The sequence below is a fragment of the Octadecabacter algicola genome, assembly GCF_021532625.1.
GTDB classification, from domain to species: domain Bacteria; phylum Pseudomonadota; class Alphaproteobacteria; order Rhodobacterales; family Rhodobacteraceae; genus Octadecabacter; species Octadecabacter algicola.
In genome coordinates, this window is sequence record NZ_JAKGAR010000001.1 from 450,208 (window position 1) to 466,607 (window position 16,400).

15 protein-coding genes are annotated in these 16,400 nt (G+C 56.4%); 4 read left to right on the forward strand and 11 right to left on the reverse strand.

What is annotated here, in order from left to right; all coding sequences use genetic code 11:
• Positions 1-39: 39 nt before the first annotated feature.
• The gene (locus L0666_RS02200) at positions 40-2,130 is read left to right on the forward strand and encodes a ComEC/Rec2 family competence protein (RefSeq protein ID WP_235257817.1); all 2,091 of its coding nucleotides are present in this window, start codon (positions 40-42) and stop codon (positions 2,128-2,130) included.
• Here the strand turns inward: L0666_RS02200 and lexA are convergent.
• The 6 genes from lexA to L0666_RS02230 all read right to left on the reverse strand — a co-directional run bounded on the left by lexA (position 2,127) and on the right by L0666_RS02230 (position 7,336).
• The gene (lexA, locus tag L0666_RS02205; protein ID WP_235257826.1) at positions 2,127-2,828 is read right to left on the reverse strand and encodes a transcriptional repressor LexA; all 702 of its coding nucleotides are present in this window, start codon (positions 2,826-2,828) and stop codon (positions 2,127-2,129) included. The genes L0666_RS02200 and lexA overlap by 4 nt on opposite strands.
• An 87-nt stretch (positions 2,829-2,915) precedes the next feature.
• Positions 2,916-4,100, reverse strand: a complete 1,185-nt coding sequence (locus L0666_RS02210) for a molybdopterin molybdotransferase MoeA (protein WP_235257828.1) — start codon at positions 4,098-4,100, stop codon at positions 2,916-2,918.
• Positions 4,097-4,576, reverse strand: a complete 480-nt coding sequence (gene moaC / locus L0666_RS02215; protein WP_235257838.1) for a cyclic pyranopterin monophosphate synthase MoaC — start codon at positions 4,574-4,576, stop codon at positions 4,097-4,099. Before moaC ends, L0666_RS02210 begins: the two co-directional genes overlap by 4 nt.
• Positions 4,577-4,581: 5 nt before the next feature.
• Positions 4,582-5,388, reverse strand: a complete 807-nt coding sequence (gene trpC, locus L0666_RS02220; protein ID WP_235257840.1) for an indole-3-glycerol phosphate synthase TrpC — start codon at positions 5,386-5,388, stop codon at positions 4,582-4,584.
• Positions 5,389-5,717: 329 nt separating this feature from the next.
• Positions 5,718-6,746, reverse strand: a complete 1,029-nt coding sequence (trpD, locus tag L0666_RS02225) for an anthranilate phosphoribosyltransferase (protein WP_235257842.1) — start codon at positions 6,744-6,746, stop codon at positions 5,718-5,720.
• Positions 6,743-7,336: an anthranilate synthase component II gene (locus L0666_RS02230; RefSeq protein WP_216036983.1), complete on the reverse strand. Its 594-nt coding sequence runs from the start codon at positions 7,334-7,336 to the stop codon at positions 6,743-6,745. The genes trpD and L0666_RS02230 overlap by 4 nt, the downstream gene beginning before the upstream one ends.
• Positions 7,337-7,506: 170 nt before the next feature.
• Between L0666_RS02230 and L0666_RS02235 the strand changes: the two genes are divergently transcribed.
• The 3 genes from L0666_RS02235 to L0666_RS02245 all read left to right on the forward strand — a co-directional run bounded on the left by L0666_RS02235 (position 7,507) and on the right by L0666_RS02245 (position 10,593).
• Entirely contained in the window at positions 7,507-9,108 is a 1,602-nt protein-coding gene (locus L0666_RS02235) for a divergent polysaccharide deacetylase family protein (protein ID WP_235257844.1), read from the forward strand.
• Positions 9,109-9,116: 8 nt separating this feature from the next.
• Positions 9,117-10,085, forward strand: a complete 969-nt coding sequence (locus tag L0666_RS02240) for a hypothetical protein (RefSeq protein WP_235257846.1) — start codon at positions 9,117-9,119, stop codon at positions 10,083-10,085.
• A 121-nt stretch (positions 10,086-10,206) separates the two neighbouring features.
• Complete coding sequence (locus tag L0666_RS02245; protein ID WP_235257848.1) at positions 10,207-10,593, forward strand: hypothetical protein; 387 nt, start codon at positions 10,207-10,209, stop codon at positions 10,591-10,593.
• Between the two features lie 51 nt (positions 10,594-10,644).
• On the opposite strand, the gene trpE is transcribed toward L0666_RS02245, so the two are convergent.
• The 5 genes from trpE to L0666_RS02270 form a co-directional block, all read right to left on the reverse strand.
• Positions 10,645-12,147, reverse strand: coding sequence for an anthranilate synthase component I (gene trpE, locus L0666_RS02250; RefSeq protein ID WP_235257850.1), 1,503 nt, complete (start codon positions 12,145-12,147; stop codon positions 10,645-10,647).
• Between the two features lie 13 nt (positions 12,148-12,160).
• Entirely contained in the window at positions 12,161-14,008 is a 1,848-nt protein-coding gene (locus tag L0666_RS02255) for a peptidylprolyl isomerase (protein WP_235257852.1), read from the reverse strand.
• Positions 14,009-14,087: 79 nt separating this feature from the next.
• Positions 14,088-15,254 (reverse strand): aminotransferase, encoded by a 1,167-nt coding sequence (locus L0666_RS02260; RefSeq protein ID WP_235257854.1) that lies wholly within the window; start codon positions 15,252-15,254, stop codon positions 14,088-14,090.
• A 2-nt stretch (positions 15,255-15,256) separates the two neighbouring features.
• Positions 15,257-15,775 carry a xanthine phosphoribosyltransferase gene (gpt, locus tag L0666_RS02265; RefSeq protein WP_235257863.1) on the reverse strand — a complete coding sequence of 173 codons (519 nt, stop codon included), beginning with the start codon at positions 15,773-15,775 and terminating at the stop codon, positions 15,257-15,259.
• Positions 15,776-15,792: 17 nt separating this feature from the next.
• Complete coding sequence (locus L0666_RS02270; protein WP_336246262.1) at positions 15,793-16,398, reverse strand: LysE family translocator; 606 nt, start codon at positions 16,396-16,398, stop codon at positions 15,793-15,795.
• Positions 16,399-16,400: the final 2 nt, after the last annotated feature.

Below are 16,400 nucleotides of genomic sequence, written 5' to 3' on the forward strand. Positions count from 1 at the left end.
TGCGCAGATACTAAGTGCGCGGGGTAAGGACAAGTGTACATGCTGCAATCCCTCTGGGCGCAGACCATGGCTCAAAGGGGTCATTTGTTCGGCTGGTCTCCGGTTCTGATGGGCATTGGCATCGCTTGGTATTTTTCATTGAGATCCGAGCCGACGGCAGGGTTGTGCGCGGCGATGTTGTTTGCAAGTGCCTTGGCGGTTGTGTCCCAGCGGCTGTGGCCGGATGGCCTGCGGATATTTGTCGTAGGGATCGCCCTTGTTGTAGGTGGCTTCGGATTAGCGGGGATGCGAGCGAACCTGGTTGCGGAACCAGTGCTTGGCTTTCGCTACTATGGCCCGATCGAAGGCCGCATCATTGAAATTGATCGTTCGCAATCAGACGCGGTCCGGCTCACATTGGACCGTGTTGTCTTGGCGCGGATGGAGACCCGACGAACACCCGCAACAGTTCGGGTCTCCCTTCATGGAGATCAGGGCTATGTTGATCCACAACCGGGGCAGGTGGTGTTGATGACGGGGCATCTTTCACCGCCGTCAGGCCCAGTTGAGCCGGGCGGTTTTGATTTTCAGCGCATGGCGTGGTTCGAGGGGCTTGGTGCGGTTGGATATACGCGCACACCAGTTTTGCTTGGCGCGGAGGCGATTGAGGGGGCCGCTGGCCTTTGGGTCTATCGTCAACGGGTTGCCATCAGCAGTGGCGTTCAGGCCCGTCTACCAACAGAAAGCGGGGCCTTTGCTGCAGCGATCATGACGGGAGATCGATCAGGCATGGGGCGCGATAGTCTTGACGCGCTCAGGGCGTCCAACCTTGCGCACCTACTGGCGATATCTGGCATGCACATGGGCATTTTGGCCGCGTTTGTCTTTGCGTCGATCCGCTATGGTTTCGCGTTAATTCCATATGTCGCCCTAAGGTGGCCAGTGAAAAAGCTAGCGGCAGGAATGTCTTTGGTTGTCGCTGCAGGATATTTGGCGTTATCGGGGGGCAACATCGCGACTGAACGCGCGTTTATCATGGTCTCTGTCATGCTGGTGGCGGTGTTGTTTGATCGCCGCGCCTTAACCCTTCGGGCAGTGGCCATTGCGGCTCTTATCGTTTTGACCTTGCGTCCCGAGGCCTTGTTTGGACCAGGGTTCCAGATGTCGTTTTCTGCTACCACAGCCCTTGTTGCTGTGTTTGCAGTGCTCCGCCGTATTGAGATGCCAAGTTTACCGAAGTGGCTTAGACCTATCGGGGGGGTGGTGATTTCCTCCCTCGTTGCAGGGCTCGCGACGGCACCGTTTGCGGCCTATCATTTCAACCAAATCGCACAGCTTGGCCTGATCGCGAACCTATTGTCGGTTCCGCTCATGGGAACGATCGTGATGCCAGCTGCGGTCATTGCGGTGGTTTTGTCGCCACTTGGGCTTGAGATGTTGGGCCTTTGGGTAATGGACCTTGGCCTACGGTGGATCTTGGCCGTCGCGCACTTTGTCGCTGGACAAGAAGGCGCATTGCGCCATGTGGTGACGCCAGATCCCGTGGTTATCGGCCTGATCGCTTTGGGTGGCGTGATGGTGGTGCAATGGCGCGGGTCGTTGCGGTGGGTCGGCGTTGTGCCCGTCCTTTTTGGTTTTACGCTGTGGCATATAGCCGAGCGGCCTGTTTTGCTGGTCGCGGATTCGGGGTCCTTGATCGGTGTGATGACTGCCGAAGGCCGCGCTGTGTCAAAAGAGCGCGGCGAGAGTTTTGCATCATCGGTTTGGTTGGAGAACGACGGTGCACCGGTTGAACAATGGGTTGCCTACAACCGCGCGGGGCTTGAGGAGCAGGGGCGTGCGGTCTGGACTGTAATTGGTGATACCCGACTGGTTAACCTGCGTGGCGCGACCGCATTGGCGGCGCTTCAGGGCTGCGGCGGGGCAGATATTCTGATCACCAATCAAGAAGCGCCAGCGCGGGCAGGGTGCGATACATATGACATCACACGATTGCGGGAAACGGGATCTTTGGCAGGCTGGCTTGTCGATGGTTCGCTAAAGCTAGTCTCAGCGCGCGAACGTTCTGGTGAACGGCTCTGGAACACTTCAGAAATGCGCCGCCGCGGCGGCGCAATAACAACTTTATTGGCAGGGCTTCACGCGCCTTAGTACGACCGGATTAAACCGACCAAGCGGCCTTGCACCTTAACCTGATCATCACGGAACAGACGGGTTTCATAGGCAGGGTTGGCGGCTTCTAGAGCGATGGCATTACCGTTGCGGCGGAAGCGCTTCAGCGTGGCTTCGGCATCTTCGACCAACGCCACGACGATTTCACCGTTATCTGCTGTCGACGTCTCACGAATGATCACAACATCACCGTCGTTGATGCCTGCGTCGATCATGGAATCGCCTTTGACTTCAAGGGCGTAGTGCTCTCCCTTGCCAACCATTGAGGCTGGAACAGTAACCTTGTGGCTCACCTCGGATATCGCAGCAATTGGTACACCAGCCGCAATACGCCCCATCACAGGCAGTGAGATTGCGCCAGAGTCTTCGAGGGACTTCGCGCCAGTCGGGCGGCTGTCGGGGCGATCCCCGTCAATCACCTTAGGTGTGAATCCAGTCGTCACGCCAAGCTTGGATTGCAGCGCATCGGGCATTTTAACGATCTCAAGAGCGCGGGCACGATGGGCCAAACGGCGGATGAAACCCCGTTCTTCCAAGGCCGTGATCAAACGGTGGATGCCAGATTTAGACCGCAGATCAAGGGCTTCTTTCATTTCATCAAAGCTTGGCGGCACGCCATCGCGCTGCACCCGTTTGTGAATGAATTCCAGCAGATCAAGTTGCTTCTTGGTGAGCATCAGCCCTCTCCCTCAACGGTTTTGGTTAAGGATGTTCTATCTGTGTTCTTGTTTTGTGTCAATATGTTCTCACGAAGGGTGGTCACGCTAGATCGGCAGGATCGTTACACTATCGCCTGTTTCCTTTGCCGCGCTTCCGATTGGCGACAACAAAAGGCAATTGGCGTCCGCCAGAACAGTCAACATTGAGCTGTCTTGTTTATCAAAACCGATGACGTGGCGAGCGTCCGGCCCTTCGTGAAAGCGCGCGCGCATATAGTGGGCGCGTGGCCCGCCTTTCGGCAGGGGCGCATCAAGTTTGGCGGTGAGGATGCGCGGCAGGACGTCAACCTGTCCCAAGGCACGTCGCACCATCGGCAACAGAAACAAGTGGCCGCAAACAACGGCGGACACTGGATTTCCTGGTAATCCCAAAAACGCGACAGTGTCTTTTGAGCCAGCCATCAACGGCTTTCCTGGACGCATGGCGATTTTATGAAAACTGCGGGCGACGCCGAAGCGATCAAGCGCCGGGGCGACTAGGTCATGATCCCCAACAGAGGCCCCGCCAATCGTCACAACAATATCCGCGCCCCATTCGTTTGCTTGCTGCAAGACGTCATCAAGCGCGTCTGGCGTGTCACGGGCAATGGGCAATACAAACGGCTCTGCGCCTGTTTCGTGCAACATCGCTTGTAGGGCAAAGACATTCGACGCAATGATCTGATCTGGCGCTGGGTCGCCGCCCGGCATCAGTAATTCATCCCCCGTTGAGATAAGTGCGACCTTGGGTCGGCGCGTGACGGTAAACTCGGGATGGTTCATGGCCGCAATAAGCGCGAGGTCAGCGGAGGACAGCACGCGAGGAGCACCTAGCGTGAAATCGGACGAAAAATCAGCGCCTAGTGGGCGTATGTTTGTGCCAGTATTTATCGGTTCAACCAGTGTGACCCGATCAGCCTCAAGGCTGACGTTCTCTTGAATGACAACGCGGGTAGCGCCCGTCGGCACAGGGGCGCCAGTGAAAATCCGCACCGCTTGGCCTGATCCGACGATGCCGTCCCATCCATGACCTGCTGCAGACTCTCCAACGACATCTAGAACGTCACCCTGCGCGACGTCGCCCACTGCATAACCATCCATTGCCGAGGCGGAAAACGGTGGCTGATCGCGCTTTGCCTGAACAGGTGCGGCCAAAGTGCGACCCAGCGCATCCGCAAGCGGAACTGTTTCAGAAAGCCCCGTCCGGACCAACTCCAGACACATCGCTTGGGCGTCCTCAACGGGGATCATCCTTCAAATCGCCCTGACTTACCGCCGTCTTTCAAGGTGACGCGGACGCCGCCGAGTTCCATGTCTTTTTGAACGGCCTTGAGCATGTCATAGATCGTCAGCCCAGCAACGGATGCTGCGGTAAGGGCTTCCATTTCGACACCTGTTTGGCCTGTGGTTTTGACGGTGGCGGTGATCCGAACGCCGGGCAGGGCTGTGTCTGCTTCAAGGTCCAAGGCAACTTTGGTGATGGGCAAGGGATGGCACAGCGGGATCAAATCGCTGGTTTTTTTGGCCGCCTGAATGCCAGCGATGCGCGCAATGCCCAGTACGTCGCCTTTCTTTGCAGTGCCGGCCGTGACGTGGGCCAATGTGTCATCCGACATTTTCACCCACGCGGTCGCGGTGGCAATCCGGTCCGTCACGTCCTTGGCCGACACGTCGACCATATGCGCTTGGCCCTGCGCGTCGAAATGGCTGAGCTTGTCGTCGGCCATTGCGCTTAAATCCCGCCCATTGTGGCCGGATTGGCCAGCAAGGTTCGCGTTGCAGCCGCAACGTCGTCCTGCCGCATCAGGCTTTCGCCGATCAAGAAGGTGCGCGCGCCGTAACGTGCCATGTCGGCGAGGTCATCGGAGGAATTCAGCCCGCTTTCGCACACGATCAAGCGATCTGGCGGAACCATGCGTGATAGTGTGCGGGTGGTGTCCAACGTCGTCTCGAACGTCTTGAGATTGCGGTTGTTGATTCCCATCAGTGGTGATTTCAAAAGGCTGGCGCGTTCCAGTTCTTCGGCGTTGTGGACCTCGAGCAGAACATCCATCCCCCATTCAAAGGCAGCGGCTTCCAGTTCGGCGGCTTGGCCGTCTTCAACGGAAGCGAGGATGATTAGAATGGCATCCGCACCAAGCGCGCGGGCTTCGGCGACTTGGTAGGGGTCATACATGAAGTCTTTGCGCAACGCCGGAAGGTCACATGCATCACGCGCGGCGACCAAATACTCGTCCGCGCCTTGAAACGATGGTCCATCCGTCAAAACGCTGAGGCATGTCGCACCGCCTGTTGCATAGGCCTGCGCAAGCTCTGGTGGATTGAAATCCTCTCGGATCAAACCCTTGGAGGGGCTAGCTTTCTTGATTTCAGCGATCAGCCCGTAGCCTTCGCGGCTCGCCTCGACCAAACGGTCCGCAAATCCACGTGTCGGGGATGCCTGTTTTGCAGCGGCGACCATGTCGGACATGGTGCGTTCTTTTTTGCAGGCTTCGATGTGCTCAAGCTTGTAGGCTTTGATTTTGTCTAGAATATCCATGGGGCATTGGTAACGCCGCACGGGGGCAGGTGCAATCAGCGCACGCGCTAAATTTCAAGCAAGGGTTTGAGCTTGGAGGAGGGGGCGGTTCAGGAAAAACGGGCCTTAAGCGCTTCGTAGTTTCCGCCGCTTAGGGCAAGTCGCAAGCCAATAAAACAGAACACGATTGCAAACAGGATCTGGCCCCAAGGTGTTTCGTTCGTCATAGCATCCGAGCGGGTAAAACCTATGAGAGCTGCAACCAAGACACTAAATGAGAATAGCATCATAGCGCAGCCCACCCAAAACCGCCGTGTAAATTTGGGGCGTGGGGTCCAGTCTGCCATAGCCTAGGAGCCTGCCTTTGCCTCTTGAGTAATCTTGGCTAGCGTTTCGACGCTGTTCCTTGCGGCCCCGCTGTCGATGCTTTCACGGGCCAACTCGACACCGGATTTAAGGCTTTCGACCTTTCCGCCCACCAGTAGAGCGGCCGATGCGTTTAGAAGCACAGCATCACGATAAGCGCTGTCTTGGCCGTCGAGTAGGGCGCGGAACGCTTTGGCGTTGTCCGCGGGGGTTCCGCCTAGAATAGCTTCGAAGGGATGAACGGGCAGGCCGGCGTCTTCTGGGTGGACTTCGCGTGCTGTGATCATCCCGTGGGAGAGGGCCGCAACGGCTGTCGGCCCGCAAATTGTGATTTCATCGGTGCCGTCAGACCCGTGGACAAGCCACGCGGCTTCGGTGCCGAGGCTGTTAAGGGTTTCGGCCATTGGGAAAATCAGTTCCGCCGAAAATGCACCCGTCAATTGACGTTTGACGCCCGCAGGGTTGGTCAACGGGCCAAGGATGTTGAAGATGGTCTTACACCCCAGCTCTTGTCGTGTTGGCATCACATGTTTGATCGCCGGATGGTGCATCGGGGCCATCATGAACCCGATACCCGCCTCTGTGATGCAGCGTTCGACCACATCAGCACCGACCATCACATCAACACCCATCTGTCCCAACGCATCCGCTGCCCCTGACAGTGAGCTTAGGTTGCGGTTGCCATGTTTGGCGACAGGAACGCCAGCGCCCGCCACAACAAATGCCGTCGCGGTGGAAATGTTGAGTGTGCCTTTGCCGTCACCACCTGTACCGACTATATCCATCGCACCCACTGGCGCATTTACCGGTACACAGCGGTCCCGCATAGCTTTGGCAGCAGCAGCATATTCCGTAACGGATTCGCCGCGCGTGCGCATCGCCATCAAAAGCCCGCCGATCTGCGCATTCGTTGCATTGCCTTCGAATAGGGCGTTGAATGCTTCTTGAGCTTGTTCAGCGGAAAGCGGACCTTCGGAGGCGGCATTGATCAAGGGTTTCATCATATCGCTCATGCGGGAACCTTTTGTGCTGCGGGCATAATATCTAGAAAATTCTTTAGCATCGCGTGGCCATGTTCGGACTTGATGCTTTCGGGATGGAATTGAACGCCATGGATCGGCAGCTCGCGATGTTGCAATCCCATGATGGTGCCGTCTTCTAGCTCGGCCGTGATTTCCAGACAATCGGGCAGGGACTCGCGCTCAACCGTAAGCGAGTGATAGCGCGTCGCTTCGAACGGGGATGGCAGTCCTTTGAACAGGCTTTTGCCCGTGTGATGCATGGTGCCCATCTTGCCATGTACGATTTCGTGGCAACGGATGACCTTGCCGCCGAATGCTTCGCCGATGGTCTGATGCCCAAGACAAACACCCATCAAGGGGGTCTTGGTTTCCGCGGCTGCCTTCGTGAGGGCCAGACAAATGCCCGCTTGTGCCGGGTCGCAAGGACCAGGTGACAGAACGATACCAGCCGCGCCCATACCCATGGCTTCTTGCACATCAATGGCGTCATTGCGTTTCACAACGACATCTGCGCCGAGTTCGCCGAAATAATGCACCAGATTGTAGGTGAAGCTATCGTAGTTATCGATCAAAAGTAGCATGGAATTGCCGCCTTACGGATGGGTTAATTTTAGGCTATCGCCCATGTGGACGACGCTTATATAGTGCCGCCATACATGGGCCGCACGGCGTGGTGCGTCAAGGCCGGTTTGGCAGGAACAGCCCCCGAAACTTTGGGGGTCAGGCGATCACAAAAGAAGGCAGCAGCAGAATGCGTGGAATGATTGGCGGTTTATTGACGGGCGGACTGGTCTCTGTCGTGGGGCTTGGTACGGCGTCAGTAGTGTCAGAACAACCAGCCGGAACGTCGCCACCTGAAGCCCCTTTGGTGCAGGCACCAGAGGTTGAGGCCGTTGAGCCAAGCACTGAGACTTCGCCAGAGGCTCCTGTGGTGTCTGATGGGCCATCGTCTCCTGTCGGCAGTGTCACCATTGAAGAACCCCAAGCGCCCGAATTGCCCGATGCGGAAGCCGCGCCAAGCGAACCCACAGCACCAGAAGCCAGCACCCCAGAAGCAGTAGCACCACGTGCGGACACCGATCCACTGGATGAACCAGAAGTGGGGACCATTGAGGGCTCTCTAGAGGCCCCAAACACCAGCGAAGAAACAAGTTTTGCGGTTGATCCTTTAGAACCTGTTTTGCCCAACCCACAAGCCATGGCACCACAAACTCCGACGCCAGAGGCTGATTTGACCGTATCAACGACGCCAGCGCAGCCTGTCTTAGTGGCCGAACCGGAGATTGCGACAGAACCTGAAACCGAGGCGGAAGAAACAGCCCAAGCTGAAGAAGCCGAAGAAGAAACTTTCGTCGTAGATCTTAGCGCTTTGGCCCCCGGGGATGACGCGGCTTCCGTCGTCAGTGAACCTGAGGCGGAGGTCGTTGCCGCAACAGAAACTGACGAACCGACAGTGACGACTGATGAAGCAGCAACGGATCAGACCGTCGAAGATGAAACCGTTGCCTCGTTGTCACCTGAGGCAGAGGCTCAAGACACCGTAGTACCCGCGACGCCACGCTTTCAGCTTCAGGGCGGAGAGAACAGTTTACTTGCGGATCGCGATACCGGTGTCACAATTATACGCCCAGCCAGCGAAGTGTTTGCGGCCGAAGTCGCTCCCGAAACACAAGCCTCAAGCGGAAATGCGCTTGTTGATTTCGCGGCCTCCACGGCGGATGTCGGGGACAAGCCGCTGATGTCGATCGTTTTAATCGACGATGGCAGCATGTCTGCTGCTGCGGCAGCGCTTTCCGGTCTGACATTTCCAGTCACAATCGCCATTGATCCTGCAAAGGAAAATGCGGCCGAGTTGATGGAGACCTACCGTAACAATGGGTTTGAGATTGCGGTTCTTGCCCAACTGCCTGAAGGCGCGGTGCCAACAGATGTCGAAGTGACCTTCCAAAGCGTCTTTAGCACGGTGCCTGAATCCATTGCTGTCGTTGACGTTGGAAACGGTGGTTTGCAATCTGACCGCGACGTGACCGAACAGGCTATGGGTATTCTTGCAGCGCAAGGGCGCGGCTTTGTAACTGTTAGCCAAGGCCTCAACATGGCGGGCCGAGCTGCGGATGCGGCTGGTGTGCCCTCTGCTGAAATCTATCGTGACCTTGACGTGGAAGGGCAGGACGCCCGTGTTATTCGTCGTTTTGTGGATCAAGCGGCCTTCCGCGCCCGTCAAGAAAGCGGCGTTGTGCTTGTGGGCCGTGTGCGCCCAGACACGATCTCGGCGTTGATCCTTTGGGGCACGGCGAACAGTGACGATCAAGTCGCTGTCGTTCCATTAAGCACTGTCCTGATCGCTGAGTAAGCCAGCCTATGTCGACATCAGAAGCCTTAGATGTTTTTCGAGACTGCTACCTGTCGGACATTATATATCCGAACAGTTTCCCTGAACGTCTTGTTGCGCTTGGGTTCGTTAAGGCTGCAGAGAGACAAAGCATCGACGAGGATGGCCGGCCTAATTCGCGCCATTTGTACCAACGTGCTGGAACGCCTTACGGGTTCTCATTTTTGCATTTGAATGGCGGAGGACTGTCCGATGGCGCTTTGGTGCTTCCAGATACGCCCGATACCCGCGCTGAATTGCTTTCGTTTGTGAACGACCAGCCAAACCTTGTTGAGACGACGGAGGAGACGCGCGCGTTCCTCGCATTTGCGCCTGAAGATGTAAGCTGGGCTCTCGTTCAGTCCCGTTTTTGGACGTCAAAAGCTGTCGGGGAAACAGGAATTAACTATTCCGTTGGCCCAGCACTTTTTGAATTTACGGACGGCACCAAAGGCATCGCATTGACCGCCAGCCGTAACCGGAGCCTTCTCGACCCGTTGACGGATGAGAACCTGTCTGAACTGACAGGTCCTGGATCCAAACTGCAAAAGCTCATCGTGACCTTTAGTGAAATCGCTACCTCGGCTTGCCCTGATCTGGATAAGATCATTTGGGCTGCAGAGGCATATGGGTTCCAAGGATGCGACGATATGGAACCGGGCGTTACCGCATTCTCGTTGGGCGGAGGGTATGGGCCGAACGCAAGCCCATCGGACGTTACCAATTCCATTCATGTAAACTGTGACACGGAATATGACTTCGAATTTGCTTTGACGTTTTCCCTAGATGAACGACTGACCGCTGATGCAATCCAGTTCGCGCTGTTCAGCTATCTTGGAGTGACTTCCGTCAATGATGACGGGACCGCACCGATACGGCTGAACAACAAAAACTTCATCGTGCGGCACTGGGTTACAAGCGAAATCTTTGGGAACCACGCGTTCTTACTGCAAGCCTAGCGTCGATTTCTGAAGGCTGTCGGCTGCGACCTGTTGGCGCGATCACTAGAAAATTACCGCTTTTGGCTATATATTATGAGTGAGCAAGCAAAGCTCGTTCACCTTTAAAAAGGAGCATATTATGACCAAAACATTTTTTCTTGCGACTGCAATTGCGGCAACGTCCACACTTCCTGCACTGGCTGATCCTGCTATTGGGTTCGGTTTCAGCGTGGCATTTGGAGGCGGCGACATGGAAACCGGAGTCGGTTTGCGTGCCTTTTCGGATGATGAAGAAGACAGCTTCGTAGCCAGCGTTGGGGTTGATTACATGTTTCAATCCAAACGCGTTCGCCCGACAGTCGGGGCCGCTTACCTTGGCGATGATACCTATTTCGGCGTCGACATGGGCTTTGGCCTAAGGGGCGAAGGTGCTGACTTCGGCGTCGGTGTTGGTGTGCTTGATACTCAAGGCACCGCGAGCTCTCCGGCCTCGGAATTCGACGACGACTTCGTCGGAGCGAGCTAAACCAAGCCGCCCTGTCCTTTGGCCTTTATCTGGCCAAAGGATGCCGTGTTTTTAGGAATTACCGGAACGGAACATCGCAGCATCTGCTGCTGCGCGCCGGATCGCGTTCGATTTGTGGACGGTCTCCATGTACTCGGCTTCTGGGTCGCTGTCATAGACAACACCGCCACCTGCCTGAATATAAAGCTGGTCGCCCTTTAGAACCGCTGTCCGCAAGGCGATACACATATCCATGTCACCATTAGCGCTGAAATAGCCGCAGCCACCGCCGTAAACGCCACGTTTTTCGGGTTCCAACTCGTCGATGATTTCCATCGCGCGAACCTTAGGTGCACCTGATACGGTGCCGGCAGGCATGCCCGCAAAGAACGCAGACAGGGCGTCTTGGTCTTCGGCCAACTCACCGACCACGTTTGACACGATGTGCATCACATGGCTGTAGCGTTCGACGATAAACTGTTCTGTTGGGCGCACAGTGCCGATCTTGCTGACCTTACCTGCATCATTGCGCCCAAGGTCGAGCAACATCAGATGTTCAGCCAGCTCTTTCTGGTCAGCCATCAAATCCGCTTCGTTTGCATTGTCGATCTCAGGCGTTTCACCGCGGGGCCGTGTGCCTGCAATTGGGCGGATCGTGACTTCTTTGCCAAAGACCCGCACCAGAATTTCGGGGCTCGCGCCAATGACCTGATACTCACCGTAATTAAAATAAAACATAAACGGCGAAGGATTGGTGCGCCGCAAAGAGCGATACAACGCAAAGGGTGGTTCGCTAAACGTCTGGGTCCAACGTTGGCTTGGTACACATTGGAAAATATCGCCCGCGCGAATGTAGTCTTTCGCCTTTTCAACGGCTTCCATGTAGCCGGACTTGGTGAAGTTTGAGACAGGAGCAGGAGGTGTGTCAGCCGCACCCAGAGTGCGTTCGGCCATCGGTACTGGCATTTCAAGACTGCGCTGCGCGTCCATAACCCGTTCCGCCGCTTGTGCGTAAGCCGCCTTGGCGCTCAACCCCGAGGTCGCATAGGCGGGTGCCACAAGGATCACTTCGCCCTTAACACCGTCCAGCACTGCAACAACTGAGGGGCGCAGCATTACCGCATCGGGCAGGCCGAGCGGATCAGGGTTCACATCAGGCAGATGTTCGACAAGCCGGATCATGTCATAGCCCAAGTAGCCGAATAGCCCCGCAGACGCCGCGGGCAAGTCGGTGGGAAGATCAATGCGGCTTTCGGCAATCAGGCTGCGCAAGTTTGCCAATGGATCACCTGACTGGTCCTCAAACGCGGCATCGTCAAACCGCGCCGTGCGGTTGATGCGGCTTTGTGTGCCGCGGCAATCCCAGATGAGATCGGGCTTCATACCCACAATCGAATACCGACCGCGGACTTCGCCACCTGTCACGGATTCCAGTAAGAACGCGTGTTCGCCTGCACCCGTGAGTTTCAACATCAAGGACACTGGCGTGTCCAAATCCGCAGTCAGACGTGTGTAAACGATCTGGTTTTCGCCCGCGTCATACCCTGCGCTAAAGCTGTCAAAATCCGGGGTCATGTCAGTCCTCAGCCTAGCGGAAGTTCGCATGCACGGCGTTCACCGCAGCATCGTTGATTTGAACGTCGGTCTGCATCTGGATCGCACGCCCGTACAGTTCATAAACGTCCTGAGCGATACCTTCGCCAGCGGATTCGGCGACCGCGGCAACTTCAGCAACATAGGCTTCGTCGCTCGGGTCTGCACCAGACACATCATCCAAGCGCACGATAATCGCATCTTCGCCGTTTGCGATTACGCGTATTTCACCGATCTCCATTTCGAAAACTTCGGTTAGGAATGACGTAGGCGCACCATTGATGAAACCACGACGTGTCATGGCATTTTCTTGTACGGCTTCAAGATCAAACGCTCCAAAGTCCTGAACGGTCGTGCGCAACTCTTCGGCGATCGCCTCGGCGTCAGCCAAAACAGCGTCGGCCGTCGCTTGAATGGCCCAACCTGCGGCGGCATCAACACGCGCGTCTTCCAGGGGGATCAGGGCAGGGGCGCGGATTTCGGTGACCTCAATGGCGAACAAGCCACCATCATCAAGGTCTGTGAGCTCTGCATAGTCGCCAACGTCTTGCGCGGCAGCCAATTCACGGAAGGACGCATAGGCCGCGATGCCTTCGCTGTTATCTTCGCTCCACTCGATCTCGCCCAGTTCCATGTCTGTCTGTTCGGCGACGTCTTCGAGACGCGCACCACCCGCCAGAAGGTTAATGATAGGGTCGATCTGGTCTTCGATGATACGACCTGCGCGGGCTGCTGCTTCGTCTTCGCGCAGGATCGGCAGGGCTTCTTCGAAGGTGGTCTCACGTGCGGACAATACGGCGTTCATACGGAACAAGGCAGGGCCAAGATCGGTCAGAAACGGGCCAGTCACTTCGCCTGTTTCGGATGCGAAAATTGCCTGACCAGCATCACCGCTCATTTCAGCAAGGCTCACATCGCCAGCATCCACATCATCCAAAGTCAGGCCACGGTCTGCAACCAACTCTGGGAAAGATGTCTCGTCCGCTGCAATCGCATCAAGTGCGGCTTGTGCTTCGGCTTCGTCACCAAACACCAAGCGTTCAATCAAGCGGCGTTCAGGGACGACGAATTCATCGATACGGGCATCATATTCCGCACGCAGTTCGGTTTCGTCTACTGGAACATCATCTTGGATCATCGCAGGTGTCAGCCAGACATAACGAACCATGCGAACCTCCGGAGTGGTGAAGGATGCAGGGTTAGCATCATAGTAGGCTTGCAAATCTGCGTCGGATGGTTGGCCCAAGGCGACTTCGACGTTTGCCTCAGTGATATGTGCCCAAGTGAATGTGCGCCCTTCGCGGGTGAATGCTGCCACTGCTTCGCCAAACGTTTCAGGGTCCGGCATGCCAGTGTAGACAGCACCTTGCAGTAAGGCACGCGCAGCACCTTCGCGCAGGGTTGTCTCGTACTCGCGAACACTTAGGCCAGATCGCGCCAGCGCCTCACGGTATTGGGCCTGATCGAATGTCCCGTCACCGCCTCGAAACGAGGGGTTGCCCAAGACTTGTCCGCTGATCGTGTCGTCGCCGACAGAAAGGCCCAAAACAGCGGCTTCGTTATCCAAGCTGCGCTCAGCGACGGCAGATTGCAATGCACGGATCGGAAGACCTTCGGCCTCCGCCTCAGGGAAGGACATCTGGCGACCAATCTGGGAACTGCGGATGGCGATCTGCGTCTGCAATTCATTGAAATATGTCTGAACCGGCAGGGATTTTTCCCCGACAGATCCGATCGAGCTGATATTGCCGCTTAATCCACTGGCGCCGAACCCCATCAGGCCGACGAACAGAAGGCCTAGAATGATCCAGACAAAGAAGTTTTTGGTTGAGCCTTTGGCCATGGTTCGCGCGCCTTCGTGTTGCGGTCGTTATAGTGGTTTGCAACTGAATAAGCGGGCCATGAGCCACGTGCAAGCGGACTTAGGGCTGATAGTCGACCAGTCGATCAAACAATGCCGTGATTCCAGCGCGGTCTACGTTGGCAAAGGCAACCCGAAGGTGCTGTTGGCCGGAGCCATCGGGCATGAACATCGTACCGGGCAGTGTCAAAACACCTGCCTGTTTGACCAGATCCTTGGCCAAGTCATCTGAGCGCACCTCGAACGGGTGTTTCATGTAGGCAAAATAGGCTCCGCAGCCTTCCAGTTCCCAACCGAGTGAGGCGAGCCTTGGGAATTGCTCTTCAATGGCGGCGCGGCGGTCGAGGATTTCCAAGCGTTCCCCCGCCAGCCAATCGCCTAGATTTCGCATGCCCCAAAGGGCGGCGTGTTGACCCAACTGGTTTGGGCAGATCGTTACCGTATCAAGGAATTTCTCGACCTCGGCCAGCCGTTCGGGCGATGCCACCATAGCGCCAACGCGATGGCCCGTCAGTCGGTAGGCCTTGGAAAAGGAATAGAGCTGGATCAGGGTGTCTTGCCATGCAGGGTCTTTAAACAGATCGTGGGGAGCACCCTCACGGCTATCGAAATCGCGGTAGGTCTCATCGATGATCAGTGCAATTCCGCTGGCTTGCGCAAGTGCGGCAAAGCCAGCAACAACATCGGCTGGGTATTCAACACCGCCCGGATTGTTTGGTGTCACTAAAACGATTGCGCGTGTTTTGTTAGTGATCAGCTCTGCGGCATCTTCTGCGCTTGGTGTCAGCCCGCTCTCGGCCTGCAATGGCACCGTTTTGACGCCCGCCATATCCAGCCACATACGGTGGTTGAAATAATAGGGTACGGGAAGAATGACCTCGTCACCCTCAGCGCAAAGGGTTGAAATCGCTGCTGTAAAGGCTTGGTTGCATCCTGATGTGATCGCGACGTTCTGAGGGCTGATCTTACCGCTATAAGCTGTCGACCATTGCGCGGCGACCTCGGCCCGAAGGTCAGGCAGACCCAAGACGGGGCCGTAAAGATGGGTTTCGTCCATCTCTACGATCATTTGGGCCATGGCTTGGCGCATTGCCAATGGAGGCGGATCAACGGGTGCGGCTTGGCTGACGTTGATCAAAGGGCGATCAGAGAAATCCACCCCGTCCAACCAGCGACGCGCTTCCATGACGGGAGGGGCAAAAGTCGTGGCGGTGCGGGGTAGGGTCATGATCAATCCTTTCCGCGATAAGGTTCAACGTATTGCAATGCCATGTCCCAAGGAAAGAAGATCCAAGTATCTTGGCTGACGCCAGTGATGAACGTATCCACCATTGGTTCGCCTTCGGGCTTGGCATAAACGGTAGCCAAATGCGCCTTTGGATAAAGCTTGCGGACCAGTTCCAGTGTTTTGCCACTGTCAACAAGATCATCAATGATTAGAATGCCTTCGCCGTCGCCCATAAGGTCAGCATCAGGCGCTTTGAGGACCTTTGCCTCGCGCCGTTGATCTGCTTTGCCGCCACCGGAATGATAGGACACCACAGAAATGGTATCGACCGTGCGCACGTCGAGTTCGCGCGCGATGATCATGGCCGGTGCCATCCCACCACGGGTCACCGCAACAATCGCCTTCCAAGCGCCATCGTCAGGGCCTTTCCCGTCCAAACGCCACGCCAGTGCACGGCTATCGCGGTGGATTTGATCCCAAGAGATGTGGAATCCTTTTTCGTGGGGCAGGCGGTCAGTCATGATAGAGTCCTTTGTATTTAGCGGCTGAGCAACAGCCGCAACCCGAGAAGGCCCAGCACCGTAGCGGCGACACGTTCAAACACGGGCTTAAGCTTTAGATAACCCGATCGTGCGGGTGGTGTGGCGAGGAGGGCTGCAAAACACAGATAGCCGCCTGCCTCGATCGCGAAGTTATTGGCAAGGATCACCGCGATATCGCTGGCCGTCAGCCCTGCCGGAAAGATCACCACAACAACAGATGCAGAAAACAGAACCGACTTCGGGTTCGCCAGATTGATCAGCATTCCACCTACAAACGCGCGGCGGTGTCGGGATGTTTGCGGGATCAAAGGTGTATCGGCGTTTTTCCAAAGGCCATATGCAATCCACATCAGATAAAGCGCACCGATCACCTTCAGAGCCACAAATGCATAAGGAAATGCAACGAACAGGGCCTCAAGACCCAACAGGGCTGCCAAGGTCCAGCTGGTGGCCACGGTCGCCAGCCCGAAGCCAGTGGCCGCACCCATCCAAAACCCACCTGCGATGGATTGGCGAAGCGCGTAAAGCAGTGCAGGACCGGGAACCAGCATCGAGGCCACGAGCGTAAGGTTAAACGCGACGATATGGGTCCATTCGATCACCG

What these genes read in the sequence shown, in the direction of transcription:
- L0666_RS02240 (WP_235257846.1), top strand. Translation starts at nt 9,117, where the DNA reads ATGTCGACATCAGAAGCCTTAGATGTTTTTCGAGACTGCTACCTGTCG.
- trpC (WP_235257840.1), bottom strand. Translation starts at nt 5,388, where the DNA reads ATGGATATTCTAGACAAAATCAAAGCCTACAAGCTTGAGCACATCGAA.
- gpt (WP_235257863.1), bottom strand. Translation starts at nt 15,775, where the DNA reads ATGACTGACCGCCTGCCCCACGAAAAAGGATTCCACATCTCTTGGGAT.
- L0666_RS02235 (WP_235257844.1), top strand. Translation starts at nt 7,507, where the DNA reads ATGCGTGGAATGATTGGCGGTTTATTGACGGGCGGACTGGTCTCTGTC.
- L0666_RS02260 (WP_235257854.1), bottom strand. Translation starts at nt 15,254, where the DNA reads ATGACCCTACCCCGCACCGCCACGACTTTTGCCCCTCCCGTCATGGAA.
- L0666_RS02200 (WP_235257817.1), top strand. Translation starts at nt 40, where the DNA reads ATGCTGCAATCCCTCTGGGCGCAGACCATGGCTCAAAGGGGTCATTTG.
- trpE (WP_235257850.1), bottom strand. Translation starts at nt 12,147, where the DNA reads ATGACCCCGGATTTTGACAGCTTTAGCGCAGGGTATGACGCGGGCGAA.
- trpD (WP_235257842.1), bottom strand. Translation starts at nt 6,746, where the DNA reads ATGAGCGATATGATGAAACCCTTGATCAATGCCGCCTCCGAAGGTCCG.
- moaC (WP_235257838.1), bottom strand. Translation starts at nt 4,576, where the DNA reads ATGGCCGACGACAAGCTCAGCCATTTCGACGCGCAGGGCCAAGCGCAT.
- L0666_RS02245 (WP_235257848.1), top strand. Translation starts at nt 10,207, where the DNA reads ATGACCAAAACATTTTTTCTTGCGACTGCAATTGCGGCAACGTCCACA.
- L0666_RS02255 (WP_235257852.1), bottom strand. Translation starts at nt 14,008, where the DNA reads ATGGCCAAAGGCTCAACCAAAAACTTCTTTGTCTGGATCATTCTAGGC.
- lexA (WP_235257826.1), bottom strand. Translation starts at nt 2,828, where the DNA reads ATGCTCACCAAGAAGCAACTTGATCTGCTGGAATTCATTCACAAACGG.
- L0666_RS02210 (WP_235257828.1), bottom strand. Translation starts at nt 4,100, where the DNA reads ATGATCCCCGTTGAGGACGCCCAAGCGATGTGTCTGGAGTTGGTCCGG.
- L0666_RS02230 (WP_216036983.1), bottom strand. Translation starts at nt 7,336, where the DNA reads ATGCTACTTTTGATCGATAACTACGATAGCTTCACCTACAATCTGGTG.